This window comes from Cupriavidus sp. HE11, assembly GCF_056097175.1.
Genome location: NZ_CP184466.1, coordinates 561,392 through 585,772, shown reverse-complemented (window position 1 = coordinate 585,772; position 24,381 = coordinate 561,392). Strand labels below are relative to the sequence as shown.

Sequence of the window (24,381 nt, the reverse complement as noted above, 5' to 3'; positions counted from 1 at the left end):
GCCGGTCAGAACGCCGTGAATCGCCAGGATTTGTTGATTGCCACACCGTTTCGCGCGCCAGCGAAAGTCGCTGTGTAGGTGCCGGCAGCGATGGGCTGAGTGGGGAGCAGGAACACCACGCCTCGATACAGACCCGCGTCCTCGATGGCCGACGCAACCGAACCGGCCTTCGACTGCACGGGCACGAGGATGCGAGCCGGTACGCGACTGCCACCTGGCCCCGTCAGGATGAAGTTTGAGACCGTCAGTACATCGGATGGCTTTTCAACGTTGACGCGGAACATGATCGGCGGACCGGCTTTGGCCAGATCAGGCGCTGGATTGGGGGTCTCCTCGCCAGGAATGAACACGCCGTAGACATTGGCGTTGTCGGCCGGGTAGTGCGCGCCAGCGCCGGGAGGGAGTTGTTGGCCACCCCATTGGGCGAGGCCGTAACCGCCAGTTCCGGCTGCAGTCACCACGCCAAAGTTGGCGACGCAGTAGTTGTCACGCATGGCGAGACCGATCGTCTCCTGGTTGCTGGTAATCCCTTGCAAGTGGTAAACGGAGTTCGCCATCGCGGCAAGGCAGCGGGCAAGCTCGCCGTTGTAGGCATTCTGTCCGACCCATTGCTGATGCGAGCCGCCTGCGTTGAGCACCTGCAGGTACGGATCGGGGCTGGTGAAGCCGGGATTGCCGGGGACTTCCGTGTGGCTCATCACTGTATTGAGCTTCATGTACTCCAGGTGGTTCTCGGCCGCAGCATCCAGGGCAGCGTCCTGTCGCAAGGCGCCTACGCCCATCGCGACACGAAGGGCGTTGAGCGCATTGAAGAATTCGAAGCGGGGGTCGATTCTGGGGTATGTCGATGTGTGCGCGATCACGGTTTGGGTTGCCGAGGACGGCTTCTTCCCGATGATCGATGCGTGTGCCAGGTGTGAAGCGATGGTTGGAGGGGTTGCGCCAGCACTACCCATGCCGGCGCAGGCCGCGATGAAGGTGGATATCGCGGCGGCTGCAAAAAGGCTCTGCTTCACGTTTTCTTGATGGTTTCAGGTTGTACAAGCGGCGCCATGCATGCTCGAGTGAGCATGGCAAAGCCGCTTCCCGACGCTTAACGTGAAAGGTCATCGATTCGTGGACAGGAACGTGCGCCTTTGGCCCGGCAAGCTGCAGGAAGTGCGCGCGCACGGAACCCGTCATTGAAAGTGTGCAGTCTCAACGTCGCCGAATGGCCGGCCTCTGCCACGGGCGCGTCCTGGCAAGGGCTTGTGGCGGGCGTCATAGGCAACTACCGACCATCCCCGCTTTTTACCTTCCGCAGTCACCATGGGCGTCCCTGATTGACGCCGCTTGTTCGACGTCCATTCCAACTACCTTGAAGACGCGTTGGAATGTTCAGGGTGCGTGACCTTGCGGTGGCGGAGCATAGGGCTTGTAGTTGGCAGGTGGGGCGGTTGGTGGTGCCGCGAGCATCTGGTTGTACACCGGGACTCGGTGTCCACTGACGTACATGCACTGAATGTAGACCGTGTCATATTGATCCTGCGCATTGCCAGCGGAGCCTACGTCGCCGGCAGCGGCAGCCGCTCCGGATGTCGCCGGTGTACTGGAGGCTTGGCCTGAATTCACGCCCCCGATCCGGTGCAGCGCCACTTGCCGACAGTTGTGGTCATCACCAAGAAACTGGTCGAGCGTCTTGTTGGTGCCAGGGAGCACCATCACGCTGGGGCCCGATGGCATCGACGTGCAGGCGACCACAATGAGCGCGGCAGCCATCAGGCCACAAATGGAATACGGCTTCATCAGTACCTCGGCCTCAGGAGGGCGGCCGGGCCGGCTCTGTTTGCCAACCCCCCGGACATTCCTTGACATATGGGTAATAGCCACTGGGCTGGTCGCAGCGGAACCACCACGCATTTGCCGATGCATCATCCGAACCATCGCCCTTTTCGATGTAATGAACCGGGGGCGTGTAGTAACCGGAGTAGGTAGCGGGATACGGCCAGTCCGCATAGGGATATCCCCACCACCAGCCGGGCCAGGCGCCGCCGACGAAAAAGACGGCTGCGTGTCCGTGCCCATGATGAAACCCGTCATGCTGAAAGCCATCGTGGTGAAAGCCACCTTGCATGCTTCCGCCGTGCATACCTCCACTGTGCATACCTGCACCACGACCGCTGGCCAACGCCGGACCGCCAGCGGCCATCGCTGCTCCGGCCACTAGTGCCAAGGCGATTTTGCAGAACCCCCGAGCGTCCATGATGTATCTCCTGCCCGACTATCTGGGTGTCCGACTCACATGATTTCCCCCCCTCGTTTGGCGTTCGGATGGTGCGCCGTTACTGTGTAAACCGATGAAACGCAGAATTTATTCCTTCCTGTGATGGTATGCGGCGCGCGCGATGAGTCGCGCGATCTCAACAACGAACGTAGTGCGCCAAACAGTCCTTCGGACGTTGCTAGGCTCCAGCGCGTTGCACACGCGAAATTCCCGTCGCATACACGGCGTGGCCGATTGCAGGCCCCGATTGCAGGCCCCGATCGCAGGCCCCTGTACTCGGCCCAGATAACAACAACGACACGTGAACACTGCCCACCTGTTGAGCCCCATCCGGAGTGCAAGCCCCAGCAAGGCAAGAAAGGGGCAGAACAGCTTGCTTTGTCACTCGCATTATTCAACCCATTGTTGCGATGCAAGGGAGTCAGAATGGCTATACGCCGACCCCCTATCAGTTGCGCGGGTTGACATGCCTGAACGCCGCCAGGATGGCCAGGTCATAGCTGATTTTCAGTAAGCCGCATGCCAGTAACGGTGCTCCGATCCAGCCTGCTGCCATAAGTGCCCCCGCGAGCACCGGACTGACCGCCGCGGCCAGGCTTCGCGGAACGGCGGTCAGGCTTGCGGCGGCCGTACGCTCGGCCGGCGTCACCACCGCCATCACAAAAGCCGTTCGGGTGGGCACGTCCATTTGCGATAGCGCACTGCGTGCGAGCAATAGCGCCAATGTCAGTGCCAGCGACGGAGCAAATGCCGCTGCAATCAGGAAGGCGCTTGAGGGGATGTGGGTGAAGACCATGGTGTTCAGCAATCCGATCCTCCGTGCGAGCGGCACGGCCGCAAACTGCGAAGCCGTCGTCAGCAATCCCGCCCAGAAGAAGAACTGGCCGGTTGCGCCCGTTGACAGTCCGAACCGCTGCATCAACCAAAGTGAAAGCAGTGCATTGACTACCAGGCCGCCAGCAAACGCATCGACGCTGAACAGCGTTGCCAGACGAAGCACGATCTTGCGAGAGGGGCCCAGTGGAGCGGTCGGCGCGACAGACCGTGGATGAGGCTTGGGAAGTCGAGCATAGAGCGCCCATAACGCAACGCCGGTCAAGGCATAGATGCCAAACATCAAGCGCAGCGCAGTCTGAAAGGACATGCCAGCGTGAACGGATATCCATGCCGGAAGGCCAGCGGCTAGCGCGCCAATGGCTGCGGAGAAGGAACCTGCAAGGCTATATCGAGCAAACAGCGCCGTACGAGCTTCGGGTGTTGCCGCCTCGGAAAGTCGGGCTTGCTCCAGCGGCAGGAACACGCTGACATCGCCAGAGCTCGGATTCAGCGTGCCGACAAAGGCAACGATCAACAGTGGCCAGAGCGATGTCAGGCCAGCAAAGCCCAATCCGGTCGCCGCCATTAGCGCCGCGGCCAGGATCAGCAGACGGCGCTGTGAAAAGCGATTCCCAACAAGTCCGACAAGGATGGTGCCGAGCGCGGAACCAATCAGGGTCACGCTGCTGATCAGCCCGACAGAAAACTGACCAAAGCCAAGGCCCAGCAGGTACGCTGGCAGGAGTACTGCTACATACCCGTCGCATAATCCGCGCAACGCTCGGCCTATAAGAAGTGGCTTCACGCTCGCGTCGATGCCTGGCGGAAGCACAAGGCTGGCGAGCCTCGTACGGACGGTTGCAGGTGCCGACATGCCAGCCTCACCTTGTGCGGGCTATACCCGATCTTCGGCCGTTCACGTGTGAGCTATTTCATGGCTCTATCCGTAATGGTTTGCGAACCGTCGGGTGATTACCTTCGACCCATCCTTCGATACCGCCAACGAGATAGGTCGCATCGAAGCCAACTGCCTCAAGTAGCGCCGCACAGTCCTGACCGACGTGATGACCGTGGACGCAATAGACCGTGACAGGGCGCTTTTCGTCGAGCGTGGCGATCCAGCTTCCAAGTTCGTCGGGATTGCGCCAGATGGCCCCTGCAATCATTTTTTCACTTGCATCGAACGCTGCCTTGCGCCGGACGTCGATCAATTGCGGTGCATCAGCGGATTGCAGGGCTGCGGCGAGTTCCAGCGAGGATGTGGCGTTTGGCATGGGAGCACCTGGTTCGGTTAGTTTCGTACGGAGGTCGCGAAGCGGTTGGCGGCCCGTTGCCAATGGACGTTCTGCATAAATGCGTCCACGTATGCGGCCGCCTTCGCGCCGTAGTCCATGTGGTAGGAGTGCTCATACATATCAAGCGCCAGGATCGGTTTACCCCCGGCCAAGGTATGGGCATGGTCCGAGGCCCATTGATTGATCAGCCGGCCGTCGCGCGGCGAGTAGGTAAGCAACACCCAGCCCGATCCGCCGCCGAGCGCCTTGCCCATCGCGGTGAATTCGGCCTGCCAGCGTTCGATCGAGCCGAAATTACGTTCGATCCCCGTTTTTAGAGCACCGTCCAGCAGACCGCCGTCACCGAGGCTGTCGAAGTACACCTCGTGCAAAATCATGGAATTGGTCGCAATGAGTTCCTCGCGCTTCAGTCCATTGAGCATGAACACGGGGGTAGTCGCCATATCGAGCGCCGCCAGTTCCGCCGTGATGGTGTTCAGTCGCTTGACCGCGCCCCCGTAGTTGTTCTCATAGTGGCTGACGATCAGCTTCTCTGAGAGGCCCGGCAGCGTTTGCGGGTCGCAAGGCAGCGGTTTCATTTCGTAGGTCATAAGGGCCTCCTGTGGCATCTCAGTGATGCACCAACGGATAAGCGACCAGGCCGATCAAGGCTGCTCCGGCAACGATCATGGGTTCGGAGAGCTTCTTGAATTTCAGAAGCAGCGCCACGGTGACAAGGGCCAGCAACGCCGTCGGGATGTCAACGATCGACCGCTTCGCCAGTACGATCACCGCGCCGGTAATTGCGCCAATGGCTGCTGCCGTGACACCGTCCACAAACGCCAGGATGGCGGGTAGTTTTCCGTACTTTTTGAAATACGGTGCCGGCAGAACTGTGAAGAGGTAGCACGGTAGAAAGGTTGCGGCCGCAGCCACGCACGCGCCAGGCAGCCCGGCGACCAGGTAGCCGATGAAGCCAACTGTGATGACAACCGGTCCGGGTGTGATCATGGCGACCGCGACTGCATCGACAAACTGCTTGTCGTTCAGCCAGTGGTGCTCCGTCACCACGCCACCGTACAGGAACGGCACGATGGCAAGGCCCGACCCGAAGACGAAGGCTCCCGCCTTGGCAAAAAACACGCCGATCTGCGAAAGCATGGGCCAATCCAACGTGCTCATCATGCCGCTTGCAGCCGGCAACGGGGTTGCCGCCAGCGCATTCAGCTTGCCCTGGCGCAGCCACTTCGGCGGCGCACGCCAGAGCCAGACGAGAATGCCGGCTGCGAGGAACAGCCACGCCACTTCCGATTCAGTAATGACCGTAACAGCCACCAGCACAAGATAGATGAACCAGAGCAACTTGTCCTTTCCGACGCTCTTTTTGGTCAGCTTGTGCGCGCTGATCGCGATGATGCCAATCACTGCAGCGCCTACGCCATAGAACACCGCCTGCATCCAGGTCAGGCCACCAAAGCGCATGTACGCCCAACCGAGTGCCAGCACCATTAGAAATGACGGCAGCACGAAGGCGACGCCGACGAGCGTCGCGCCAACGATGCGATAGTGGACGTATCCCAGGTATATCGCCAGTTGAGCGGCTAGCGGTCCCGGCGCCAGTTGCGCCAGGGCAAGGCCTTCCTTGTAGTCGGCATCTGTGATCCACTGCTTTGCCTCGACGAGGTCGCGGTGCATGTAGCCGGCAAGCGCCACAGGACCGCCAAAGCCGAAGGTGCCAAGCCGCAGGAAATACATCACCAGTTGGCTCAGCGTATAAGTGGGAGCGCTGTGTACCGAACCTGCTGCGGTGGTTTCGGGTGATTGGGGCGCGTTCATCTTGTCTGTGTATTCGTCTGGAGCTCTGTGGATTGGCAACGACTAGCGCTTGCGCGCGCTTGAGAAGTGCGTATATAGCGAGTCGAGGACGTAGCCGACTTCATCCAGCAGTGCGTCGTCGTTAGGGAGGCGATCCCGTGCACCAGCCAGCATGGCCTCGAAACCACTGGCTTCTGCAACGGGTGTGCCGCCGACATCCAGCACATGGATCATCTGGCCGAGGCGGGCAAGCCCTTTGTCCTCGTCGAGTCCGAAGCTGGCCAGTAGCACCTCAAACGAAACGCGGTCGCCCATGTGTGTGAAGGTCGCGCCATCAAAGTCGAATCCGAGCGCGTCGTCCGGGCACTGACGGATATCTTCGAGCCAGAGAAACGCAGCATGAGGATCGATAAAGCGCCGGATCAACCAGGCGCAGGCAACACGGTCCACCCATAGATGCCGACGGGTCGCCCACTGGCGCCCTTGGTACTGGGTAGGGTCACGCCGCGGAATATGGCCGGCGACTCCGTGCGGCTCGCCCGGCGAAAGCATGATGTCGATCGCGGCATTAAAGTCGCGCCACTGCGCTTCAGCACGGACGGACGCCTCGTTAGGGAAAAAATCGATCTTGCGGATAGCGTCGATGACTCGACCGTGCCGGCGTGCCACGCGCAGCAGCTCAGCCTCATCCGCATCGGACAATGTTGAACGGGCGCTGGATAGTTCGGCCATCCATTCGGCATATTCGGTCGACCGGTCGAACAGCGCGCGATACTCCGCCTCCTGCCGGTCGTCAGCGGCCTGTACGGACAGCATCCAGACCTTGCCATCCTCACTGGCCGCATCTGTGGCCAGTGCCTGCAAAGGTGCTCGCAGTCCTGGCAGATTGGGGAGTAGATAGGCCCCGTCGCGCAGTGCTGTGGCTCCAAGCGCCTTGATGCCGCGCCAGAATCGCATGCGAGCAGTGGAGGCAGATGTTGGCAGGCTAACGACAAGCAATAGCCAGGCAGTCTCGGGGGGAGATGGAAGAGCGTTCATGCAGCCAGCTTAGCGGGCTGTATTCACTACTTCAATGTTGTAGCGATCTCTACAAAGTACGTGAGACGTTGCTTTTCCCACCACATAAAGTTGCTCATGAGGCATATCGCATTGGTCGTGGTGGGAGATCTTCTGGTCGGCGGGTGCTACATCGGGGGCGGCAACGACCGCGCGGCCGTCGGGCGATACGGGCTCAATATCGATGCGGTCCGGAGCATCGTATTTTCTGCGAATGGTGGCGACGACGTGGAGGAGGTGATGGATCGGTTGGCACGCTTTCCGATCAGCGTGCCAACCCGCGCGACTATCGAGACTCGGTCGAAGCGTTGCGCAGTTTGCCCGTCGGCGCAGATTTTGGAAACGTAAGAATGAACCGCGTTTTGCCGGCGGATGATTCGGCCAGGATGTTGCCGCCATGGGCGTCCAATATGGCCTTGGTGATTGACAACCCCAATCCCGTGGATTCCGCGCCTTCGCGCGCTCTGGACTTGTCGGCACGAAAGAATCTGTCAAAAAGGTGTGGAAGGGCGTCCGGACTGATCGCCTCGCCCTCGTTCTCGATCAGGATGACGGTTGCGTTGGAACCTTCGGAGGTTCTCACCAAGATCTGCTTGCCGCGTGGTGTGTACCGAATGGCGTTGGAGAGTATGTTGCTTAACGCGCGGCGCAGCATCAAGCGATCGCCAACGATACTTCCCATCCCTTCTGCGAGCAGCTTGATCCCCTTGTCTTCGGCCAGCGCATCGTAGAAATCAAAGAGCGCCCGTACTTCGTCGTCGACCCGGATCACATCTTCATTCGGCAGGGTGATGCCGTGTTCCATCTTGGCCAGATCGAGCATGTCCGACACCATCCTGCCCAAGCGCTGCAACTCTTCGGCATTCGATGCCAGCACTTCCCGGTACTTGACGTTCTCTCGCGGCAGGGACAACACAACTTGTGTTTGTGTCAGAAGATTGGTGATCGGCGTGCGTAGTTCGTGGGCAAGGTCAGACGAGAATTCAGAAAGCCTTTGAAAGGCTGCCTGCAGGCGCTCCAGCATGGCATTCAATGTTGCCGCGAGATCGCCCATTTCGACGGGGACAGTATCGACGGGCATCCGCGCGTCCAGTTTGTTTGCTGTCACACCGCTGGCACGCGACGCCATCATGCGCAATGGCAATAACCCGCGCCTGGCGACCCCCCAGCCCATCAGGCCACTGGCAATCACGGCCATGGCGACGTACAGGCCGAGAGACTGGCGAAAGGCGTGCATGAAGTGTGCGTGGATCTCGGTGTCCTGCCCTACGACGACAGTCAGTGGACTGAGTGCGGAGCCGGGCAACGCCAGCTGGGCTTTCAAGCCGCGGTACCCCCTGTCGTTTTGGTGCCAAGTGAAGGTCTGGTCCCCCGGGGCATCCCGACCCATCGCGCCTTGTGCGTTGTGGAAGTCAAAACCTTCGGTCGCATACAGGATGTTGCCGTCGGCGGTACGTACCTGAGCGACGAAGCCGGGGTGGTGACCCACCATTTCGCTTAGGCGCCCCTGCAGTTGCTCGCCTGGCGTGTCACGCGAGACCTTTTCAATCAAGCGGACGTTGTCCCGGAGGTTCATGTAGTCCTCGGTAGCGAAATGCCTGTCCATCGCCAGCCAAATCAGGCTACCCAAGCCAAGAAGGACAACTGCAGACGAGAGCGAGAACAGGATGGTCAATCGCATCGTCAACGACAGACGATGTGTCATGCTCGTCCCTCGTCTGGTTCCTCCAGCACGTAACCCATGCCGCGCACCGTCTGAAGTAGCTTCACTTCGAATTCGTCGTCGATCTTTGCCCGCAGTCTGCGGATGGCGACGTCGATGACATTGCTGTCGCTGTCAAAGTTCATGTCCCAAACTTGCGAGGCGATCAGAGACCTGGGTAGCACCTCGCCGCGCCGGCGTGCGAACAGCTCCAGCAAGGAAAATTCCTTGCTCGTAAGCACGATGCGCCTGCCGGCGCGCGTGGCCCGGCGGCGCGTCAGATCCAGAACCAGATCGCCTACGTGGACGCGCTCCATGGCGAGCTGTACGTTGCCGCGGCGCAGCAGGGTGCGGACCCTGGCAAGAAGCTCGGAGAAGGCAAAGGGCTTCACCAGGTAATCGTCGGCACCCAGTTCGAGGCCTTTGACGCGGTCCAGAACGCTGTCACGGGCGGTAAGAAACAGTATGGGCACCGAGTTCTTGGCAGCGCGGATGGATTGCAGGATGCGCCAGCCGTCCAGGTCGGGCAGCATGACGTCGAGGATGATCAGGTCGTAAGCTTCGCTCGTGGCCAGGTGCCTACCATCGACGCCATTGCGCACCAAGTCGACCACGAAACCCGCTTCGGTCAGGCCCTGGCGCAGGTATTCGCCAGTCTTCAGCTCGTCTTCCACGACCAGCAACTTCATTCCAAATCTCCCTGTGGTGGGCTTTGAGTCCTCCCAAGGCACTCAACGGCGGAAGTCTACCGACACCGCCGCGTACATGACAGCAACCTTACCGGAATGTAATGTTCGAGTCAGTTGGTGGTGAGTCCGGGCTCGCTATTCTGCACATCATGGTTGCCGACCCAAGCGGCATGATGACAGCGAGAAAAAGGGAATAATCAATGCGACGCGACAGATCGCCACGCCTAATACTGCCAAGTCTTCCGCGCCGCCGCTTCGTGCAAGGACTGGCCGCCGGCGGCGTCGTTGCCGGGCTATCCGGCGTGGGATTGCCGGTTTGGGCTCAAGCACCTGAGCGCGCTGCGGAAGCCGCGTTGGGGCGTGCACCCGTCCTGAGCGGAACCGACTTTGACCTGGTGATCGGAGAGTCAGTCGTCAACTACACTGGCTCGCCGCGCATTGCCACCACCGTCAACGGCATGCTGCCCGGACCAACACTGCGTTGGCGTCAGGGCGACACCGTCACGATCCGGGTAACGAACCGGTTGCGCGAGCCTACGTCCATCCACTGGCACGGCATCATTCTTCCTTTCGAAATGGACGGGGTGCCTGGCATCAGCTTTTCGGGTATCCCGCCCGGTGAGACGTTCACCTATCGATTCAAGGTGGCGCAGTCGGGAAGCTACTGGTACCACTCTCACTCGGGCTTCCAGGAAATGACGGGCGTCTACGGAGGCTTGATCGTCGATCCGGCTTCTGGCCTGGATGGCGTTCAGACCGACAGCGACCACACGGTGCTGCTATCGGACTGGACTGACGAAGATCCAATGCGCGTTCTGTCCAAGTTAAAAGTCCAGAGCGATTACTACAACTACAACCAACCAACGGTCATTGACTTCTTTCGCGATGTCTCGTCGGATGGCCTGAAAAAAGCGCTGGCCAAGCGGCAAATGTGGAACGAAATGCGGATGAATCCGACCGACCTGGCGGATCTGTCTGGTGCAACCCTGACGTACCTGACCAACGGCATCACGCCCGCTGGCAATTGGACTGGGCTGTTCAAAGCTGGCGAAAAAGTGCGGTTGCGCTTCATAAACGGTTCGGGCAATACGTTCTACGACGTGCGGATTCCTGGCCTGAAGCTGAAAGTCTTCCAGGTGGATGGGCAGAACATCGAAACGGTGACGGTTGACGAGTTCCGCTTCGGTCCGGGTGAGACGTGCGACGTCGTGGTCGAGCCAAGAGACGACGTTTATACGATCTTTGCGCAGTCGATGGACCGCACCGGCTATGCGCGCGGCACGCTGGCGGTCCGTCCCGGCCTTTCTGCACCCGTGCCGAGCCCGGATGCCGTGGAGTGGCTGAGCATGACGGACATGATGGGTAGCATGGGCGGTGGCACGGGCACTGCGGCGATGGAAAGCATGAGCCATGGTACCCATGGAGGCCACGGCGGGCACTCCGCTGTCAGCCCCACGAGCAAGAGCGGCACGTCGTCGCTGAAGATACCGAGCACCGTGGCGCGCCACGCCCGGACCGAATACGACGCCAAGACCGACATGAGAGTCGATATGGCACGTACCAACCTCGACGATCCCGGCATCGGCCTGCGCAACAATGGCCGACGGGTCCTGACGCTTGCCGATCAGCACACGATCGGCGGCCCGATGGACATGCGGGGGGCTGGGCGCGAAGTCGAGTTGCACCTGACTGGCAATATGGAGCGGTACTCCTGGTCCATCGATGGCGTCGAGTATGGGAAATCCACGCCCATTCACTTCCGGCATGGCGAACGGCTAAGGGTCATCCTGCACAACGACACGATGATGACCCATCCCATGCATCTGCATGGCATGTGGAGCGAACTGGAATCGCCAGACGGCACCTTTCTTGCCCGGCGCCACACCATCGCCGTGCAACCGGCACAGAGAATCAGCTTCCTTGTCACCGCGGATGCGTTGGGCAGATGGGCCTGGCATTGTCACCTCATGTTGCATATGGATGCGGGCATGTTCCGCGAGGTGGTGGTCGCATGATCTTCAGAAGAAAAACAATGAGTTCTTCATTGACCACGCTCGCCGCCGCATTGATCGCATCGGCGATGTTTACCGGGGCACGGGCCCAGACAACCAAGTCGCCTGACGACGGTATGGACACCATGCAGGGCACGGATCACGGGCAGATGCAGGGTATGGACCACGGTCAGATGGAGGGCATGGACCACGGCCAGGTGCAGGGCATGGACCACGGCTCGATGCAGGGTATGGACCACGGCTCGATGCGTATGCAGGGCGGCAGCGCCCCGGCTGACGCGCGCGACCCGAACGGCTATTCGGACGGGTATCAGCTTGGCGCGGGCAAATACGCGCTCGGCCCGCATCGGTCTCTGCACATGGCAGACGAACATATCTTCGGGTCGGTGCTAGTGGACAGACTGGAGTGGACGCACGGGAACGGTAGCAACGCAACCGCGTACGAAGCTCAGGCCTGGATCGGCAGCAGCTTTGACAAGTTTGTCATCAAGGCCGAAGGCGATCTGGTGAAAGGGCGTTTTTCGGAGGCGCGCACGGAGTTGCTATGGGGCCATGCCGTCGCTACCTACTGGGATACCCAGTTAGGCATTCGGAACGATGCCGGATATGGACGTCCGGCGCGCAATTGGCTGGCCTTTGGTGTTCAGGGGCTGGCGCCATACTGGTTCGAAGTCGATGCCACGGGCTATGTGGGCGCGGAAGGGCGTACAGCCCTCCGGTTTTCCGCGGAGTACGAGATGCTGATCACGCAGCGCCTGATTCTGCAGCCGCGCGTGGAGGCGAACTTGTACGGCAAGAATGATCCCGAAACCGGAAACGGCAGTGGGCTCTCGAACGGCACCGTCGGTCTGCGCCTGCGCTATGAATTCAGCCGCCAGTTCGCGCCGTACATCGGCGTCGAGCGCTACCAGACGTTCGGCAGCGCCGCAGACATGGTGCGTGCCTCAGGCGGGCGCAGCGGAGAAACTCGATTTGTCGCAGGCGTCCGCATGTGGTTCTGAGTGCGCCTGCTTTTCCATCTACCAATCTTTGTATTTTCAAGCCAAGAGAAGACCTGTCATGCAAGCGCCCCTTTCCCTGATCCGTATCACCGTGGCTTTCGCTGCTGTCATCGTGAGTGCGGCCGCTCTCGCACATCCGAAACTGCTGTCCTCGACGCCGGCGGACAAGGCGGAGCTGACTAGCGCACCGCAGAGAATCGAACTTGATTTCTCGGAGAATCTGGTCACTCAGTTCTCCGGAGCGAAACTGACGATGATTGGTATGCCGGGTATGGCTGACCATGCACCAATGAAGATCGCCAGCGATGTTTCCGGTAGCAGCGATCCGAAGGTCATGGTGATTACGCCATTGCGACCGTTGCAGCCAGGCACCTATCGTGTTGAGTGGCGCGCGGTGTCCTCTGACACGCATCCGATCAACGGCAATATTTCGTTCACGGTCAAGTGACGCGATGGACTGGGTTACCGTTGCAGTCCGTTTTTCGCTCTATCTTGACCTGACCCTATTGTTTGGTATCCCTCTGTTCTGCACGTACGCATTGAATCGGGAGGAGAGGGCGTCGCGCCTCGGGACGACGCTTGTGATAGTCAGCGGGACCGCCGCAGCTCTGGGGATTGTGCTGTCCCTTGCAAGTATGGCCGTAATGGCAAAGGCAATGACCGGTGCCGATTCCTACTCGGAGCTGCAAAGCCATGTGTTCGAGATGATGGTGACCGGAACTGACTTCGGCGCCGCCTGGTCTGTGCGATTGGTTGCCTTGTTGCTCGTCATCCTGGCGGCCACCACGACTTCACGGTTTTCCCGCTTGCGCCTTCCCGTGCTTACGCTGGCCGGCGCCGTTGCACTGTCGACGCTGGCGTGGGGCGGTCACGGCGCGATGGACGAAGGCCCGCGGCGATACGCTCATCTGACTTCCGACATTGCTCATTTACTGGCAGCCGGTGCTTGGGTGGGCGCGCTTTCTGTGTTTATCGTACTCTCGCGGGCCACAGCAACGCGAGCCCATGTCGAACGGCTCAGCCGCACTACAGAGGGTTTTGCCCGTGTTGGCACAACCATCGTCGCCACGCTGACCGTTACGGGCGTAGCCAACTATTGGCTGATCGCGGGCCCCGTTCTGCCAGAGCTTAAGCCGAATTCGTACGGCGGATTGTTGGTCATCAAGCTGGTGCTCTTCGGTGTCATGCTTCTCTTGGCGGCAGCCAACCGGTTCCGTTTGAGCCCGCGGGTCGCGCTCGCGGCGCGGAACGGAGATTACGCCGATGCCGTCTGTGTCCTTCGAGGAAGTTTGCTTCTTGAGTCACTCGCAGCAACCTTGATCCTGGGGCTCGTAGCGTCGCTTGGTGTCCTATCTCCTGCCGGAGCCTAGTAAAGGAAATGAGCAAGACGCTGGACCGCGCACAGCATTGACGAGTACGTTGTTCCGTGCTGCTTCGCCGCACGTAAATCGGCTGCCCAATACCAACCGCTGTTCGGGCGCGGCCAGTTCGAGGTGTTTTCGTCCAGACCCAAACGCCGTTGCAAACGAAATATGACGACATACTCGCCGCCTCTCCCAGTCGCTATGCTTATTGCATCCAGCACGCTGACGTCCTCCGCCCATTGCTATCTGGTGCGCGCCAGCGTCGCGACGCACTGGACCTCAGGGCCACCGATGTCCTGCGCCAGGGCGAAGACGAAGCAGCCGCACACCGCGAACCGCGCCACCCCCAGAGTGCTCAAGCGGAAACCTGTGCACCCTTCGCTAGCCTGCGGCCCTAGACTGGTCAGGGATGAAGCCGCCCTATAAGCGATTGCGCTGATCTTTTGGCCTCAGTGGCCGGGGGCTCTTGGCAATTGGCATGCCGAGCGGCGGAGCAATCGTGAGCACTCTTGTCGCGGGGAAGGGAAATGACGCAAAAGTAGGCACGGTAGGGCAAGCCGTTACGGGGTGCTGAATGCTGACCTTCGTGATGCCGAAGCCGATCGCCAGAATCCTTAGAATTTGACTTCGACAAGGACTCTTGCCGACGGCGGATTCAACCGGTCGATGCAACACCTAGAATCTGTGTGAGCAGTGGAGGTGTTGCAAATGAAGCAGAGGCCGAGGATCTATTATTCCGAGACGCAGAAGGCACTCATGTGGGATCGCTGGCGCAAGGGTGACACGATCCATGAGATCGCCAGGCTATTTGATCGCGGGCACTCTTCAGTCCAGAGGATCTTGTCGGACGCGGGAGGCATTCGACCAGCACAACGCCATCGCGCCGCGCGAGCGTTGACGTTTGCCGAGCGTGAGGAGATATCGCGCTCGCTGGCGTTAGGGCTTTCGATTCGGGCCATTGCATCGCGGCTGAATCGCGCTCCGTCTACCATTAGCCGTGAGCTCGAGCGCAATGGCGGGCGGCAGAGCTATCGCGCGAGCCAGGCCGACGCACTGGCCTGGGAGCGAGCGCGTCGTCCGAAGCTTTGTAAGCTTGTCAGGAACCGGGTGCTGGCGCGGGTCGTCGCCGGCAAGCTGAGGCTGCAGTGGTCCCCCGAGCAGATTGCGGGCTGGCTCAAGCATGTCTATGCGGTCAACAAGGACTACCAGGTGTCACACGAGGCGATCTATCGTAGCCTTTACATTCAGGCGCGTGGCGCTTTGAAGAAGGAGTTGCTGGAGCATTTGCGGCGCTCGAGAGTCATGCGTCGGTCGCGCCAGTACACAATGAAGACTGAGGGACGCACCAACATCGCGGACGCCGTCTCGATCAGTGAACGTCCTGCCACGGCCGAAGATCGTGCGATACCAGGGCACTGGGAGGGCGACCTGCTATTCGGCGACGCTAACAGCCAAATCGCAACGCTGGTTGAACGCCAGAGCCGGTTCGTGATGCTGGTGAAGACGGCTGGCAAGGATTCTGAGGCCGTGGTCAATGCGCTGATCAAGCACGTCAGGAAGCTGCCGCAGGAGCTCTACAAATCGCTGACCTGGGATCGGGGCACAGAAATGGCCGGGCACAAGCGCTTCACTGTGGCGACAAATATTCAAGTCTATTTCTGCGACCCTCAGCATCCCTGGCAACGCGGTTCGAATGAAAACATGAATGGACTGCTGAGGCAGTATTTTCCGAAGGGCACCAACCTCTCAGCATATTCGCAAGCGAAACTCAACGCCGTAGCCCGGCGACTAAACGAGCGCCCTCGCAAGACGTTGAACTTCGATACGCCGGCTGAAAGGTTTCACCAGTACGTTGCATCGACCGGTTGAATCCGCAACCCTTAGCGGACCGTCGCTCCCGCGACAGTGATCGTTACAGTTTCTGATCTGATACAGTCGCGAAAAAGTAAACTGCCTAAAGCAAGATGCCTATTCGGACGAACGTCGTTTCCAAGGTGGTCGAAGCCATTCTGCATCGTAAAACTGCCTTTATCACACGAATCGGAATCGATGGTAACGATGGGGCGGGAAAAACAACCTTCGCAGGTATTCTTGGCGAAGCACTTGTCGCGCGAGGACTGCCCGTTATAAGAAGCTCAGTGGATGGCTTTCACAATCCTAAAGTCATACGATATCGCTCAGGACGAATGTCGCCGATAGGCTTTTACGCTGATTCTTATGACTATGTCAGGCTAAAAGATCTGCTCCTGGACCCGCTTAGTCCTGGAGGTGCGGGGCTGTACCGCCCGGCGGCGTTCGACCACTATTCTGATTCAGCCGTCGATGGCGATATGCGGCAGGCCAATCCGGGCGATATTTTGATATTCGATGGCATATTCTTACACCGCCCCGAGTTGCGAGACTATTGGGATCTGTCGATCTATCTAGACGTTCAGTTTGCCCAGTCGATCCCGCGGCTTGCAGCCCGCGATGGGGGACCTTCGGATCTCGGCGCTCCTTTGAATCGTCGATATATCGAGGGCCAGCAGCACTACATTCGCGAGTGCGATCCGGCGCGTTGTGCATCCATCGTTATCGACAACTCTGATCCAGAGTATCCGAGAATAACGCGAGGGTTCGGCGAATGACGCCGTAGACCTCGCACAGTCCACCAGGTTCCTGTCCGGACGACGGCTTTTGGCCGGGTTGAGGCAGTGCCACCGACAACTCGCTCGCCTGAAATCGGTCGTTGAGCGACAGCGGACGAGATCTCGGCTATTCAACTTGGACGGCGAGGTCGACCGACCGCTACTGGCAGCCGGCTTCTGTCGAAATTTCCCCAGCTTTGAACTGCGTGTTCAACCCAGCAAAGGGTTGCGTCCTGACACGCGACGGCGGCAATGCTGGAATACCGCCGATCCAAAACAGCGTCCATCTATTTTGGGAGAGTGGTCCCGATGAGCAGGTAGACGGCACTTGCTACTAGTGCGTCGCGGCGTAGGTGGTCGTTACAAAAATGGGCAGAATTCCCGCGCCGACGGAAGCCGATGACATTGGTGAGAGCGCGCCATCGGCGCCAATCGTGAACTGAGAAACGGAGCCGCCCCCATAGTTGGCCACATAGGCATACTTGCCGGACGGATCCACGTTGACGGAAATCGGGACATTGCCGACACTGACTCTGACCGTAGCCATTGGCGCGAGCGCACCGTCGACGCCAATCGTGTACTGCGAAACGGCATTGTCCCCTTCGTTTACCACATAGGCATACTTGCCAGTTGTATCCACAGCAATGGATTTCGGGTTGACACCGGTACTGACAGTGGCTGTTGTCATAGGCGAGAGCGCGCCGTCGGCGCCAATCGTGTACTGCGAAATGTTGTTCGAATTCTGGTTTGCTACATAAACATACTTGCCAGTCGGATCCGCGGTAATGAACTCAGGCATAGTGCCGGTATTGACACTGGCCGTAGCCATCGGCGAAAGCGCGCCGTCGGCACCGATGGTGAACTGTGAAACGGTGTTATTCGAGTAGCAGGCTGCGTAGGCATACTTGCCAGACGGATCCACGACTACTGAATTCGAGTTGCCACTGATGTTGACACTGGCTGTTGCCATGGGCGAGAGCGCGCCGTCGGCACCAATCGTGTACTGCGAAATGCTGCGACTTACCTGGTTCGTCACATAGGCATACTTGCCAGACGGATCCACGGTCACGGAAACCGGGGCTGCGCCGGTGCCGACACTTGCCGTCGCCATCGGCGAGAGCGCACCGTCGGCGCCAATCGTGTACTGCGAAACCGTGTTGTCCAAAGTGTTTGCCACGTAGGCATACTTGCCAGCCCGATCCACGACGACGGAGGACGGATAGTTGCCAGCGTTGACACCGGCAGTAGCCATTGGCGTGAGTGCGCCATCGGCACCAATCGTGTATTGCGAGATGGTGTCGGCCCCCTGATTTACGACATAGGCATAAGCGATACGCATGCACGTCACGCTGATGCTGGAAACGTTGCTGGCAACGATCGTGCCGGAGTCGTTGGATACGGTGCAGGTCTGCCCTTGCGGCTGCGTACCGACACTGACTGCGTATCCGCTGCCCGAAGCGATGGCAGTTGAAAAGCCAAACGTGCCATTGGCATTGACGGTCAACGTGTCTCCACCCTTGTTCAGCAGCGTTACCTGTGTGCCACTGATCAGGCCAGCGATTGTGCCGCCCACCGAATACGTTGCAACTGGACCCGCCGGGGCTGGGCCGCCAGCCACTGGAGGAGGGGGCGATGCGGGGGTGGCGGGCGTCTCGCTACCGCCGTCTCCGCCGCAAGCAGCCAGGACCGCACACAGGGAGAAGCCCAGCAGGCCTGTGCGCCAATGGGCAGTGCATGCCCTGGCAAGTCGACTTATCGCTCGCATCGCTCTTATTCCTTTTTATCTTGTTTGCCGACCGGTGCAGTGCACGCCGGCATGGACCCGACCCGAAACCATTGAAAAATCGCCGACCCCCGTGGCGGTTGCGCGCGATTCTAACAAGACATGAGGATTGCCGCGTCCCCTGTTCGAGGGACAAATCCCGTCCTGCGTCCGCACTCGCCGAGCTTTTTGGGCGGCAATGCAACGTTGAGCGAGCGAAGTCCAAAGTTGCGCGAATCTCGATATCTGCGGCAAGGCTTCTGCGCTTTGGATCAGACGGGGTTGATGCGGGGATATTGCCGCCGCTAGCCCGCCGGCAGCCATCGACCCTTAGCGGTCTTCCATGGGTTCAGTTGTTCGGCGCAACTGTGGTCGACTTCCAATCGGCCAGTTCCGCATCTACTGCCGCCACCAGTTTCTCCAGATTCCTGGGGATAGGCTCATCGACATATGCCTGTGCAACTTGAAATGGATCGAGCATAGGCAGGTCGTTGCCGAGGCCGGTGAATCGTCCAACAACATAGCGGCCAAAATACCGTGATTCCGGGACCTCGTTCACGTACCAGCAGCCGCCATACTTCTGGACAAAATACTCACCAATGAAGTAGCTCATCCGGGTAAGAAGCCATAGCCGGTCTTCGGCGTTCGTAACCGTCATGGACCGCAGAGCGTTACCCAGTAGCGGAGCGAACTGGCCGGCATGACGCAGAACTTCATGTGCGGGACTGATGCCCATTTTTCCCACAAAGTCGACAAGGACCGGCATCAGCTCCACGTAGAACTGTTGGAACCCTGCTTTACGACTTTCCAGATTGACTTGAGATGTCATGACCCGTCCCATGCTTGCAGGAGCACGTTGAAGTACTTGGAGGCAGGTATTGTCGCCGATATTTCCACTGCTCGGGACTGGCCGCTACTGGCCGTCCTCGGACGACTGCGCCAAGTTGGCTGAAGGACCGCTGGCAGGACCTGGCTCCGTCCCACCTGATCAGCGCCGCTCACTGGATCCCGACACGCAACTGGGTGGTGAGCGTCCAGTAGACGTCAAGGTCCGCCACCTCCAGATTGCTTACGTCGTCCTTCCCGCCCAGAAACAAGGGCGTCCTATAGCCTATGCACTGCGTGGCTTCGGGAATGCTCCCGCCAAGATCAAGCCAAGCGTCATAAAATGTGGCAGCAAGTGCGGCATCCTTATATTCGATCAGCTCGCGGTCGTGGAAGCTCTTAATGGTGCAAGGGATCTCTAGCGCTTCCCCTGTGCCGGGCTCCAGCATTAGCACCATCGGCTCCCCTCTGTCGAGCCTGCCGGCGTCAGCGGCGAAAACGCGGCCGAGCCAGTCAGTAGAAAACGGCAGGACTCGTCTTGCCAAGAACGGGAATCCCGCGTCGACCAGCATCTTCACTTTCGGAACGTCTGTGAGTCGCAGAACCCGATAGAGTCCCCGCTCAAACGTGCATCCACCAAATCGCGCGGCAAGATGCTGGCCTGGCTCAGGTGATGGGCCAATGTCTGGCAGACGATCGCTGCGATCACGCCGAAAGGCATTCTCGAAAATCTCAAACACTATCGATCTCGCTGGGAAACTGTCACGCACGGGCCCATCAATGGCTACCGGAATATGCGCATCACCATGGGTGGTGTGAACAATACCACTACACAACGGGGCAGAGTACCGTATGGCCGCTCATGGCCGACCTCGGCCGAGCCGTTGGCCGCCGTTATGGCCGGTAGCTTCTGATCGACCCATCTCCGCGCTCGGGTTGGACGGCACGACGGTCCCTTGACAGAGTAGCGAAGCGGCGTTCTGCGTGCACCCTTCTGTTTCAAGGAAACGGCGCGCTCAAAACCCGGTCCCCCCGCATAATGTTTGCGTCGGGCGGCTATGCTGAGAACTCCTTTGCTCGCGCCAAGACCGCGCACGGAGGTCGTCAGGCGTCACGGCCGGCTTGATATGTGATTCATTGGGCTCGAAGCGTCCGAGTTCGAAGAACAGAGAGCCAAAGGCGGATCTGCTTGTGGGTGTCGCTGCTGACCTCGGCTAGCCATGACAATTCATGGCGATCCGAAGCAACGCAGCAAAAACATTTGATGCCGGACCGTTTGCCCCGCCGAGAAGGAGCCTTGGCAGCGTAGCCCAGGCGGCCCGCTAGCGCTAGCGCGGCGGCGAAGGCGACATCGTTGCATCCGGTCCAGAAAGCACATCGCGCGGCTTTCGGTCACGGGGAAGAATCGAACAAGATAAGCTGCGCCCGCATTGCGGGCTAGCCGCCGCCGAACGCTTTCGCCTACAGTTAGAGCATTCATTGGAGACGTACGTGGATGCACTGAACACGTCGCTGGCGCGCCTTAGCGATCACGCCCTCAAGTGTGCAGACGCGCTGTCGGCCGTGGCTGCGGCCGCCTCGGATCCTCAGATGAGGGCAGTGCTTACGCACCGCGCCAATATGCAACGCCTGGCTTCGATCGAACTGGCCGCCCGGGCCGGTGCCGCCGGCGACGACAAGGGCGCCGGCGCGGCGGGCCGCACCCGCGATTCGCCATATTTGTCACCCCCCGCCGAATCCGGCGAACTGCCTCTGCTGCGCCATGCCATCCAGAAGGCCGGCCGCGCAGCGGCAGCCTATGGCGCGTTGCTCCGAGAGCCGCTCGCCGATGCGCAATTGCGTCTGGTACTGACCCACTACTACCGGGGCGCGACTGAACTACAGCGGCTTTTGGAACAGCGTGCAATGGAGTTGAGCCCGGTGCGGTCAGGGGCCGGGGCACGCCGCTTGGTGCCGCCCGTGAATTAGTTGACGATTCGAGCCCAGGCAATCACGGCGCTCGCGGCGCGCACCCTGTTCCTTTTCCGGCTGATATGCCGGATCACCGGCGAATGGCGTGCACGAGCCTCGATTTTCTTTCGCCCAAGAGGCGTGGTGCCATCCCGATTTGGCGCTCGCGTCCGGCAGCTTCCGTCTGGCGCTCACGTCTTGGGCCACCACCCTAGACTGCTGCGCAACTCAGGCCGGCCGCCGGGACGCAGCCATTGCACTCGGAATGCGGGCGTACCAGGCGCTTGCAATCCAGGCATTTCCGTTAAGCGATCACGGCGTGCGTGCCTACCCCGGAAGCATAGGTGATAAAAAGCCGCGGCAGGGACGCCGCGGCTGAACGAATTAGGATTAAGGTACTGTTTCCAGCGGGGTGGTACTCGTCGATTTGCGTCCTGAGACGAAGCCCCTGTTCGCGGTAGGTGACAGTCCTAGATCGAAAACCCTATGCCCCGGCCGTAGCCCCTCGGGTTCCTTGGCGTTGCTCACGATGGCATCACGGGCGGCGCATACTTGATGTCCAGCTTGTCCGCACACCGTACCAGTTCAGCCAACGAATCGATTTCCAGTTTGCTCATCACGTTGGCGCGATGGACTTTGACGGTCTTCTCGACAATGCCGAGAAAATTGGCTACCTGTTTATTCCGGAGTCCGGTCGTAACCATTGCCATCACCTCGATTTCACGCGGAGTCAGACGCCGCATTCTCTGATCGAGCGCGGCTCGCATATCTCTGTCAACGATCCGTTGCGCGGCCAACTCGAGGGCGCGGGTTACCGCCTGGACGAGACGCTGCTCGGGAACCGGCTTTTCCAGAAAGTCCACCGCGCCGGCCCGCATCGAATCCACGGTTTGGCTCACGTTCGCACAGCCGGTAAGCATGATGAACGGAACGTAAGAAGGGAGCTGTGTTTGTAGCTGGTATCCGTTGATTCCTGGAAGGACCATATCGGCAACGAGACAAGCCGGTCCCAGGATGGCAGCCACGCACGGTAAGCACTCTTCTGCGGAAGGGAAGGCTTTCGCCACAAATCCCTTTGCGTGCAACAATCGGCACAGCGCCCGACGAATGCTGTCATCGTCATCCACCACAAGCACGGTTCCGGTCATGGCGAGCCTCGTAAATCTACACATGTCTGTGTGATCACATTACGCGGAGCCGATGGCCCAAACAAGTAGCTTTGAACTGTCACAAAAACTTTCATCGCGGCCTTCGAACTTTTTAGATGGCCGCGCTTGCAACAGAAGGGCTACCGCGAATAATCGATTCGACGTTTGGCGCTTACTCAACGCCGGACGCTCGCGCTACGCGAAGACATTTAGATAGTAGTTTGGCGACGTAACTGGGGGGCGCACGGAAGCGACGATCGAAGGGTTCCGTAGACCGTAACGCGACTGGTTGTCACCACGCTCAGCCCGGCTGGCGGCCGGTGTTTGGATAGCCATTTCGAACGGGCTTTTGTACCTCAATCGGGAATGTGAAAGTCAACCGCCAGGGAAATGGCGGAATGGCCAACGCCTTGAGCGTTGGCCGCGAGCGCCGTCGCAATTCACAACGATGCCGTGAACCTGACCCGTTCTGGCACTCGTCCGAATATTAAAAGAAGGCTGAGCGGTGTCAACGAAGCGGCCGTTTGAGACAGGGATATCGGTTTCAAAAAAGCAGACCCCGCCAGGACGCGCCCCATCAAGTTAGGCAGTGATGAGTTGGCAGCCTCTCAGAATGCGATGCAGCAGACATAGCGTCCTTCAGCGTCGCGCCGCGCACCTCGCCACTTACGCCTCCTTCCGGCATGCTTAGAACATCCATGCCGCGCAACAGTGTTTTCCAACGCCGTACTTTATCTGCGCGGTCGGCTGCGGTAAAAACACCTCCTCGTACTCGCGAAAGACGACCCTAGTTTCGTCCCGGTCTTGGACACCAAACCTCGCTCTCACTGGCTGCCAACGCTTTGCCGCACGCTGGCAGGACTACCGCTGCCCGTGCTGCACGCCACCGGCCGTGCGCTCGGCCGTCTCGTCTACGCCTTGCCCGGCCGATATCGGCAACGCCTGCAGGAGAATGCCGCGCAGGCCGGCTACCCGGATGCCGGCTTCGCGCGCCGCGCGGCCGCAGAAGCCGGCGCCATGATCCTCGAGACCTGTCGCATCTGGTTTCGCAACGACGACAGCATCACGCGCGTGATCTGCGACGACTGGGACGTAATCGACACCGCCCGCGCCGAGGGTAAGGGCATCTTGTTCCTGACCCCACACCTGGGCAGTTTCGAGATCACGGCACGCTACGTTGCCAGGCGGATGCCGCTCACTGTGATGTTCCGCACGCCCCGCAAGGAATATCTGCGAGCGCTGATGGCCAGCGCGCGCTCCACCTCTGATCTGACCGCCGTTCCAGCCTCGTCGCAAGGCGTGCGCGCCTTCATGCGGGCGCTGCGTCAAGGCGGCGCGGTGGGCTTGCTGCCCGACCAAGCACCGAGCCTTGGCGAGGGCGTGTGGGTACCCTTTTTTGGCCGGCAGGCATTCACCATGACACTGCCGGGGAAACTGGCGGCGCAGGTCAAAGTGGCGGTGATCCTCGCGTCGGGCGAGCGCCTGCCACGCGGGCGCGGATGGCGTCTGCATCTGGTACGGCTTCCCGGAGACATGCCCGATGATCCCGCAGCGCAAGCCACCCTGATAAACGGTGCGATGGAAACGCTGATCCGGCGGTTTCCGGAACAATACCTCTGGAGCTACAACCGCTACAAGACGCCTCCCGGCGCCCCTGCTCGGCCGGCCGAGTGAGGGCGCAGCTATACAGCGGCGTGTTACGCTGACCCGATTGGTTGGCGAAACCCGGTTCGGCGCCCAAATCTCGCGGCCCGTCGCGCGGGTGGTACTTCAATCAGCTTCTTAGCCCGTTCGCGATTTCGGCAAAACGATATGGCTTATATGCAAACGGAAACGCGGTGATCGTTCCATGCTCGCGACGCGGCGCGGCCAGTGGATGGCCCGAGGTGTCCATCGTGCCCCGGCCGAAGGAGTGTTTTGAGGAAGACGTCATTACGGCAAAACCCATGTCAGTTGAGTCGCCGCCGCGCCTTCCTGCATCGGAACTGTGACCGGCTCCGGGAAAACGGCAGTTCGTGGCTGTCGCACTGCCATCCTGCGTGTACGCCAGCTCCGACCCGAAAAATCCGCTTACCAC

The 24,381-nt window shown here is 60.0% G+C and carries 21 protein-coding genes and 1 pseudogene; 9 read left to right on the top strand and 13 right to left on the bottom strand.

Annotated features, from left to right (window positions below; translation table 11 throughout):
* Window positions 1–5 precede the first annotated feature (5 nt).
* The 7 genes from ACOABP_RS30585 to ACOABP_RS30555 form a co-directional block, all read right to left on the bottom strand.
* Entirely contained in the window at window positions 6–1,016 is a 1,011-nt protein-coding gene (locus ACOABP_RS30585) for a CAP domain-containing protein (protein ID WP_474230855.1), read from the bottom strand.
* Between the two features lie 361 nt (window positions 1,017–1,377).
* The gene (locus ACOABP_RS30580) at window positions 1,378–1,785 is read right to left on the bottom strand and encodes a glycine zipper family protein (RefSeq protein WP_474230854.1); all 408 of its coding nucleotides are present in this window, start codon (window positions 1,783–1,785) and stop codon (window positions 1,378–1,380) included.
* A 926-nt stretch (window positions 1,786–2,711) separates the two neighbouring features.
* Window positions 2,712–3,953, bottom strand: a complete 1,242-nt coding sequence (locus ACOABP_RS30575; RefSeq protein WP_474230853.1) for an MFS transporter — start codon at window positions 3,951–3,953, stop codon at window positions 2,712–2,714.
* 58 nt (window positions 3,954–4,011) lie between these two features.
* Entirely contained in the window at window positions 4,012–4,353 is a 342-nt protein-coding gene (chrE, locus tag ACOABP_RS30570) for a rhodanese family chromate resistance protein ChrE (protein ID WP_474230852.1), read from the bottom strand.
* Window positions 4,354–4,370: 17 nt separating this feature from the next.
* Complete coding sequence (locus ACOABP_RS30565) at window positions 4,371–4,964, bottom strand: superoxide dismutase (protein WP_474230851.1); 594 nt, start codon at window positions 4,962–4,964, stop codon at window positions 4,371–4,373.
* Between the two features lie 19 nt (window positions 4,965–4,983).
* A complete protein-coding gene (locus tag ACOABP_RS30560) occupies window positions 4,984–6,189 on the bottom strand; it encodes a chromate transporter (RefSeq protein WP_474230850.1) in 1,206 nt (401 codons plus the stop codon).
* 42 nt (window positions 6,190–6,231) lie between these two features.
* Complete coding sequence (locus tag ACOABP_RS30555) at window positions 6,232–7,206, bottom strand: chromate resistance protein ChrB domain-containing protein (RefSeq protein ID WP_474230849.1); 975 nt, start codon at window positions 7,204–7,206, stop codon at window positions 6,232–6,234.
* A gap of 132 nt (window positions 7,207–7,338) precedes the next feature.
* Between ACOABP_RS30555 and ACOABP_RS30550 the strand changes: the two are divergent.
* Window positions 7,339–7,565, top strand: a pseudogene (locus ACOABP_RS30550) (hypothetical protein); the annotation flags it as partial.
* On the opposite strand, the gene ACOABP_RS30545 reads toward ACOABP_RS30550, so the two are convergent.
* Window positions 7,511–8,929 (bottom strand): heavy metal sensor histidine kinase, encoded by a 1,419-nt coding sequence (locus ACOABP_RS30545; protein ID WP_474230847.1) that lies wholly within the window; start codon window positions 8,927–8,929, stop codon window positions 7,511–7,513. The pseudogene ACOABP_RS30550 and the gene ACOABP_RS30545 overlap by 55 nt on opposite strands.
* Window positions 8,926–9,615: a heavy metal response regulator transcription factor gene (locus ACOABP_RS30540; RefSeq protein ID WP_474230846.1), complete on the bottom strand. Its 690-nt coding sequence runs from the start codon at window positions 9,613–9,615 to the stop codon at window positions 8,926–8,928. Before ACOABP_RS30540 ends, ACOABP_RS30545 begins: the two co-directional genes overlap by 4 nt.
* A 200-nt stretch (window positions 9,616–9,815) precedes the next feature.
* Between ACOABP_RS30540 and ACOABP_RS30535 the strand changes: the two genes are divergently transcribed.
* The 6 genes from ACOABP_RS30535 (at window position 9,816) to ACOABP_RS30510 (ending at window position 16,619) form a co-directional block, all read left to right on the top strand.
* Window positions 9,816–11,630, top strand: a complete 1,815-nt coding sequence (locus tag ACOABP_RS30535) for a copper resistance system multicopper oxidase (protein WP_474230845.1) — start codon at window positions 9,816–9,818, stop codon at window positions 11,628–11,630.
* Window positions 11,631–11,647: 17 nt separating this feature from the next.
* Window positions 11,648–12,628: a copper resistance protein B gene (locus tag ACOABP_RS30530; RefSeq protein WP_474230843.1), complete on the top strand. Its 981-nt coding sequence runs from the start codon at window positions 11,648–11,650 to the stop codon at window positions 12,626–12,628.
* Between the two features lie 58 nt (window positions 12,629–12,686).
* Complete coding sequence (copC, locus tag ACOABP_RS30525; RefSeq protein WP_474230841.1) at window positions 12,687–13,076, top strand: copper homeostasis periplasmic binding protein CopC; 390 nt, start codon at window positions 12,687–12,689, stop codon at window positions 13,074–13,076.
* Between the two features lie 4 nt (window positions 13,077–13,080).
* Window positions 13,081–13,998, top strand: coding sequence for a copper homeostasis membrane protein CopD (gene copD, locus ACOABP_RS30520; protein ID WP_474230840.1), 918 nt, complete (start codon window positions 13,081–13,083; stop codon window positions 13,996–13,998).
* Window positions 13,999–14,700: 702 nt separating this feature from the next.
* Entirely contained in the window at window positions 14,701–15,861 is a 1,161-nt protein-coding gene (locus ACOABP_RS30515) for an IS30 family transposase (RefSeq protein ID WP_474230838.1), read from the top strand.
* A gap of 125 nt (window positions 15,862–15,986) precedes the next feature.
* Window positions 15,987–16,619 carry a nucleoside/nucleotide kinase family protein gene (locus ACOABP_RS30510; protein ID WP_474230837.1) on the top strand — a complete coding sequence of 211 codons (633 nt, stop codon included), beginning with the start codon at window positions 15,987–15,989 and terminating at the stop codon, window positions 16,617–16,619.
* A gap of 334 nt (window positions 16,620–16,953) precedes the next feature.
* On the opposite strand, the gene ACOABP_RS30505 is transcribed toward ACOABP_RS30510, so the two are convergent.
* From ACOABP_RS30505 to ACOABP_RS30495, 3 genes are all read right to left on the bottom strand, one after another.
* Window positions 16,954–18,123, bottom strand: coding sequence for a lactonase family protein (locus ACOABP_RS30505; protein WP_474230836.1), 1,170 nt, complete (start codon window positions 18,121–18,123; stop codon window positions 16,954–16,956).
* Between the two features lie 607 nt (window positions 18,124–18,730).
* Window positions 18,731–19,210, bottom strand: a complete 480-nt coding sequence (locus ACOABP_RS30500) for a hypothetical protein (protein ID WP_474230835.1) — start codon at window positions 19,208–19,210, stop codon at window positions 18,731–18,733.
* A 169-nt stretch (window positions 19,211–19,379) separates the two neighbouring features.
* Complete coding sequence (locus ACOABP_RS30495; RefSeq protein ID WP_474230833.1) at window positions 19,380–19,778, bottom strand: T6SS immunity protein Tdi1 domain-containing protein; 399 nt, start codon at window positions 19,776–19,778, stop codon at window positions 19,380–19,382.
* A gap of 919 nt (window positions 19,779–20,697) precedes the next feature.
* Here ACOABP_RS30495 and ACOABP_RS30490 point away from each other — a divergent pair.
* Window positions 20,698–21,174, top strand: a complete 477-nt coding sequence (locus tag ACOABP_RS30490; RefSeq protein ID WP_474230832.1) for a hypothetical protein — start codon at window positions 20,698–20,700, stop codon at window positions 21,172–21,174.
* Window positions 21,175–21,680: 506 nt separating this feature from the next.
* Here ACOABP_RS30490 and ACOABP_RS30485 read toward each other — a convergent pair.
* Window positions 21,681–22,304, bottom strand: a complete 624-nt coding sequence (locus ACOABP_RS30485) for a response regulator transcription factor (RefSeq protein ID WP_474230830.1) — start codon at window positions 22,302–22,304, stop codon at window positions 21,681–21,683.
* A gap of 831 nt (window positions 22,305–23,135) precedes the next feature.
* On the opposite strand from ACOABP_RS30485, the gene ACOABP_RS30480 reads away from it, so the two are divergent.
* Window positions 23,136–23,978 (top strand): lysophospholipid acyltransferase family protein, encoded by an 843-nt coding sequence (locus ACOABP_RS30480; RefSeq protein WP_474231369.1) that lies wholly within the window; start codon window positions 23,136–23,138, stop codon window positions 23,976–23,978.
* The last annotated feature ends 403 nt before the right edge of the window (window positions 23,979–24,381 follow it).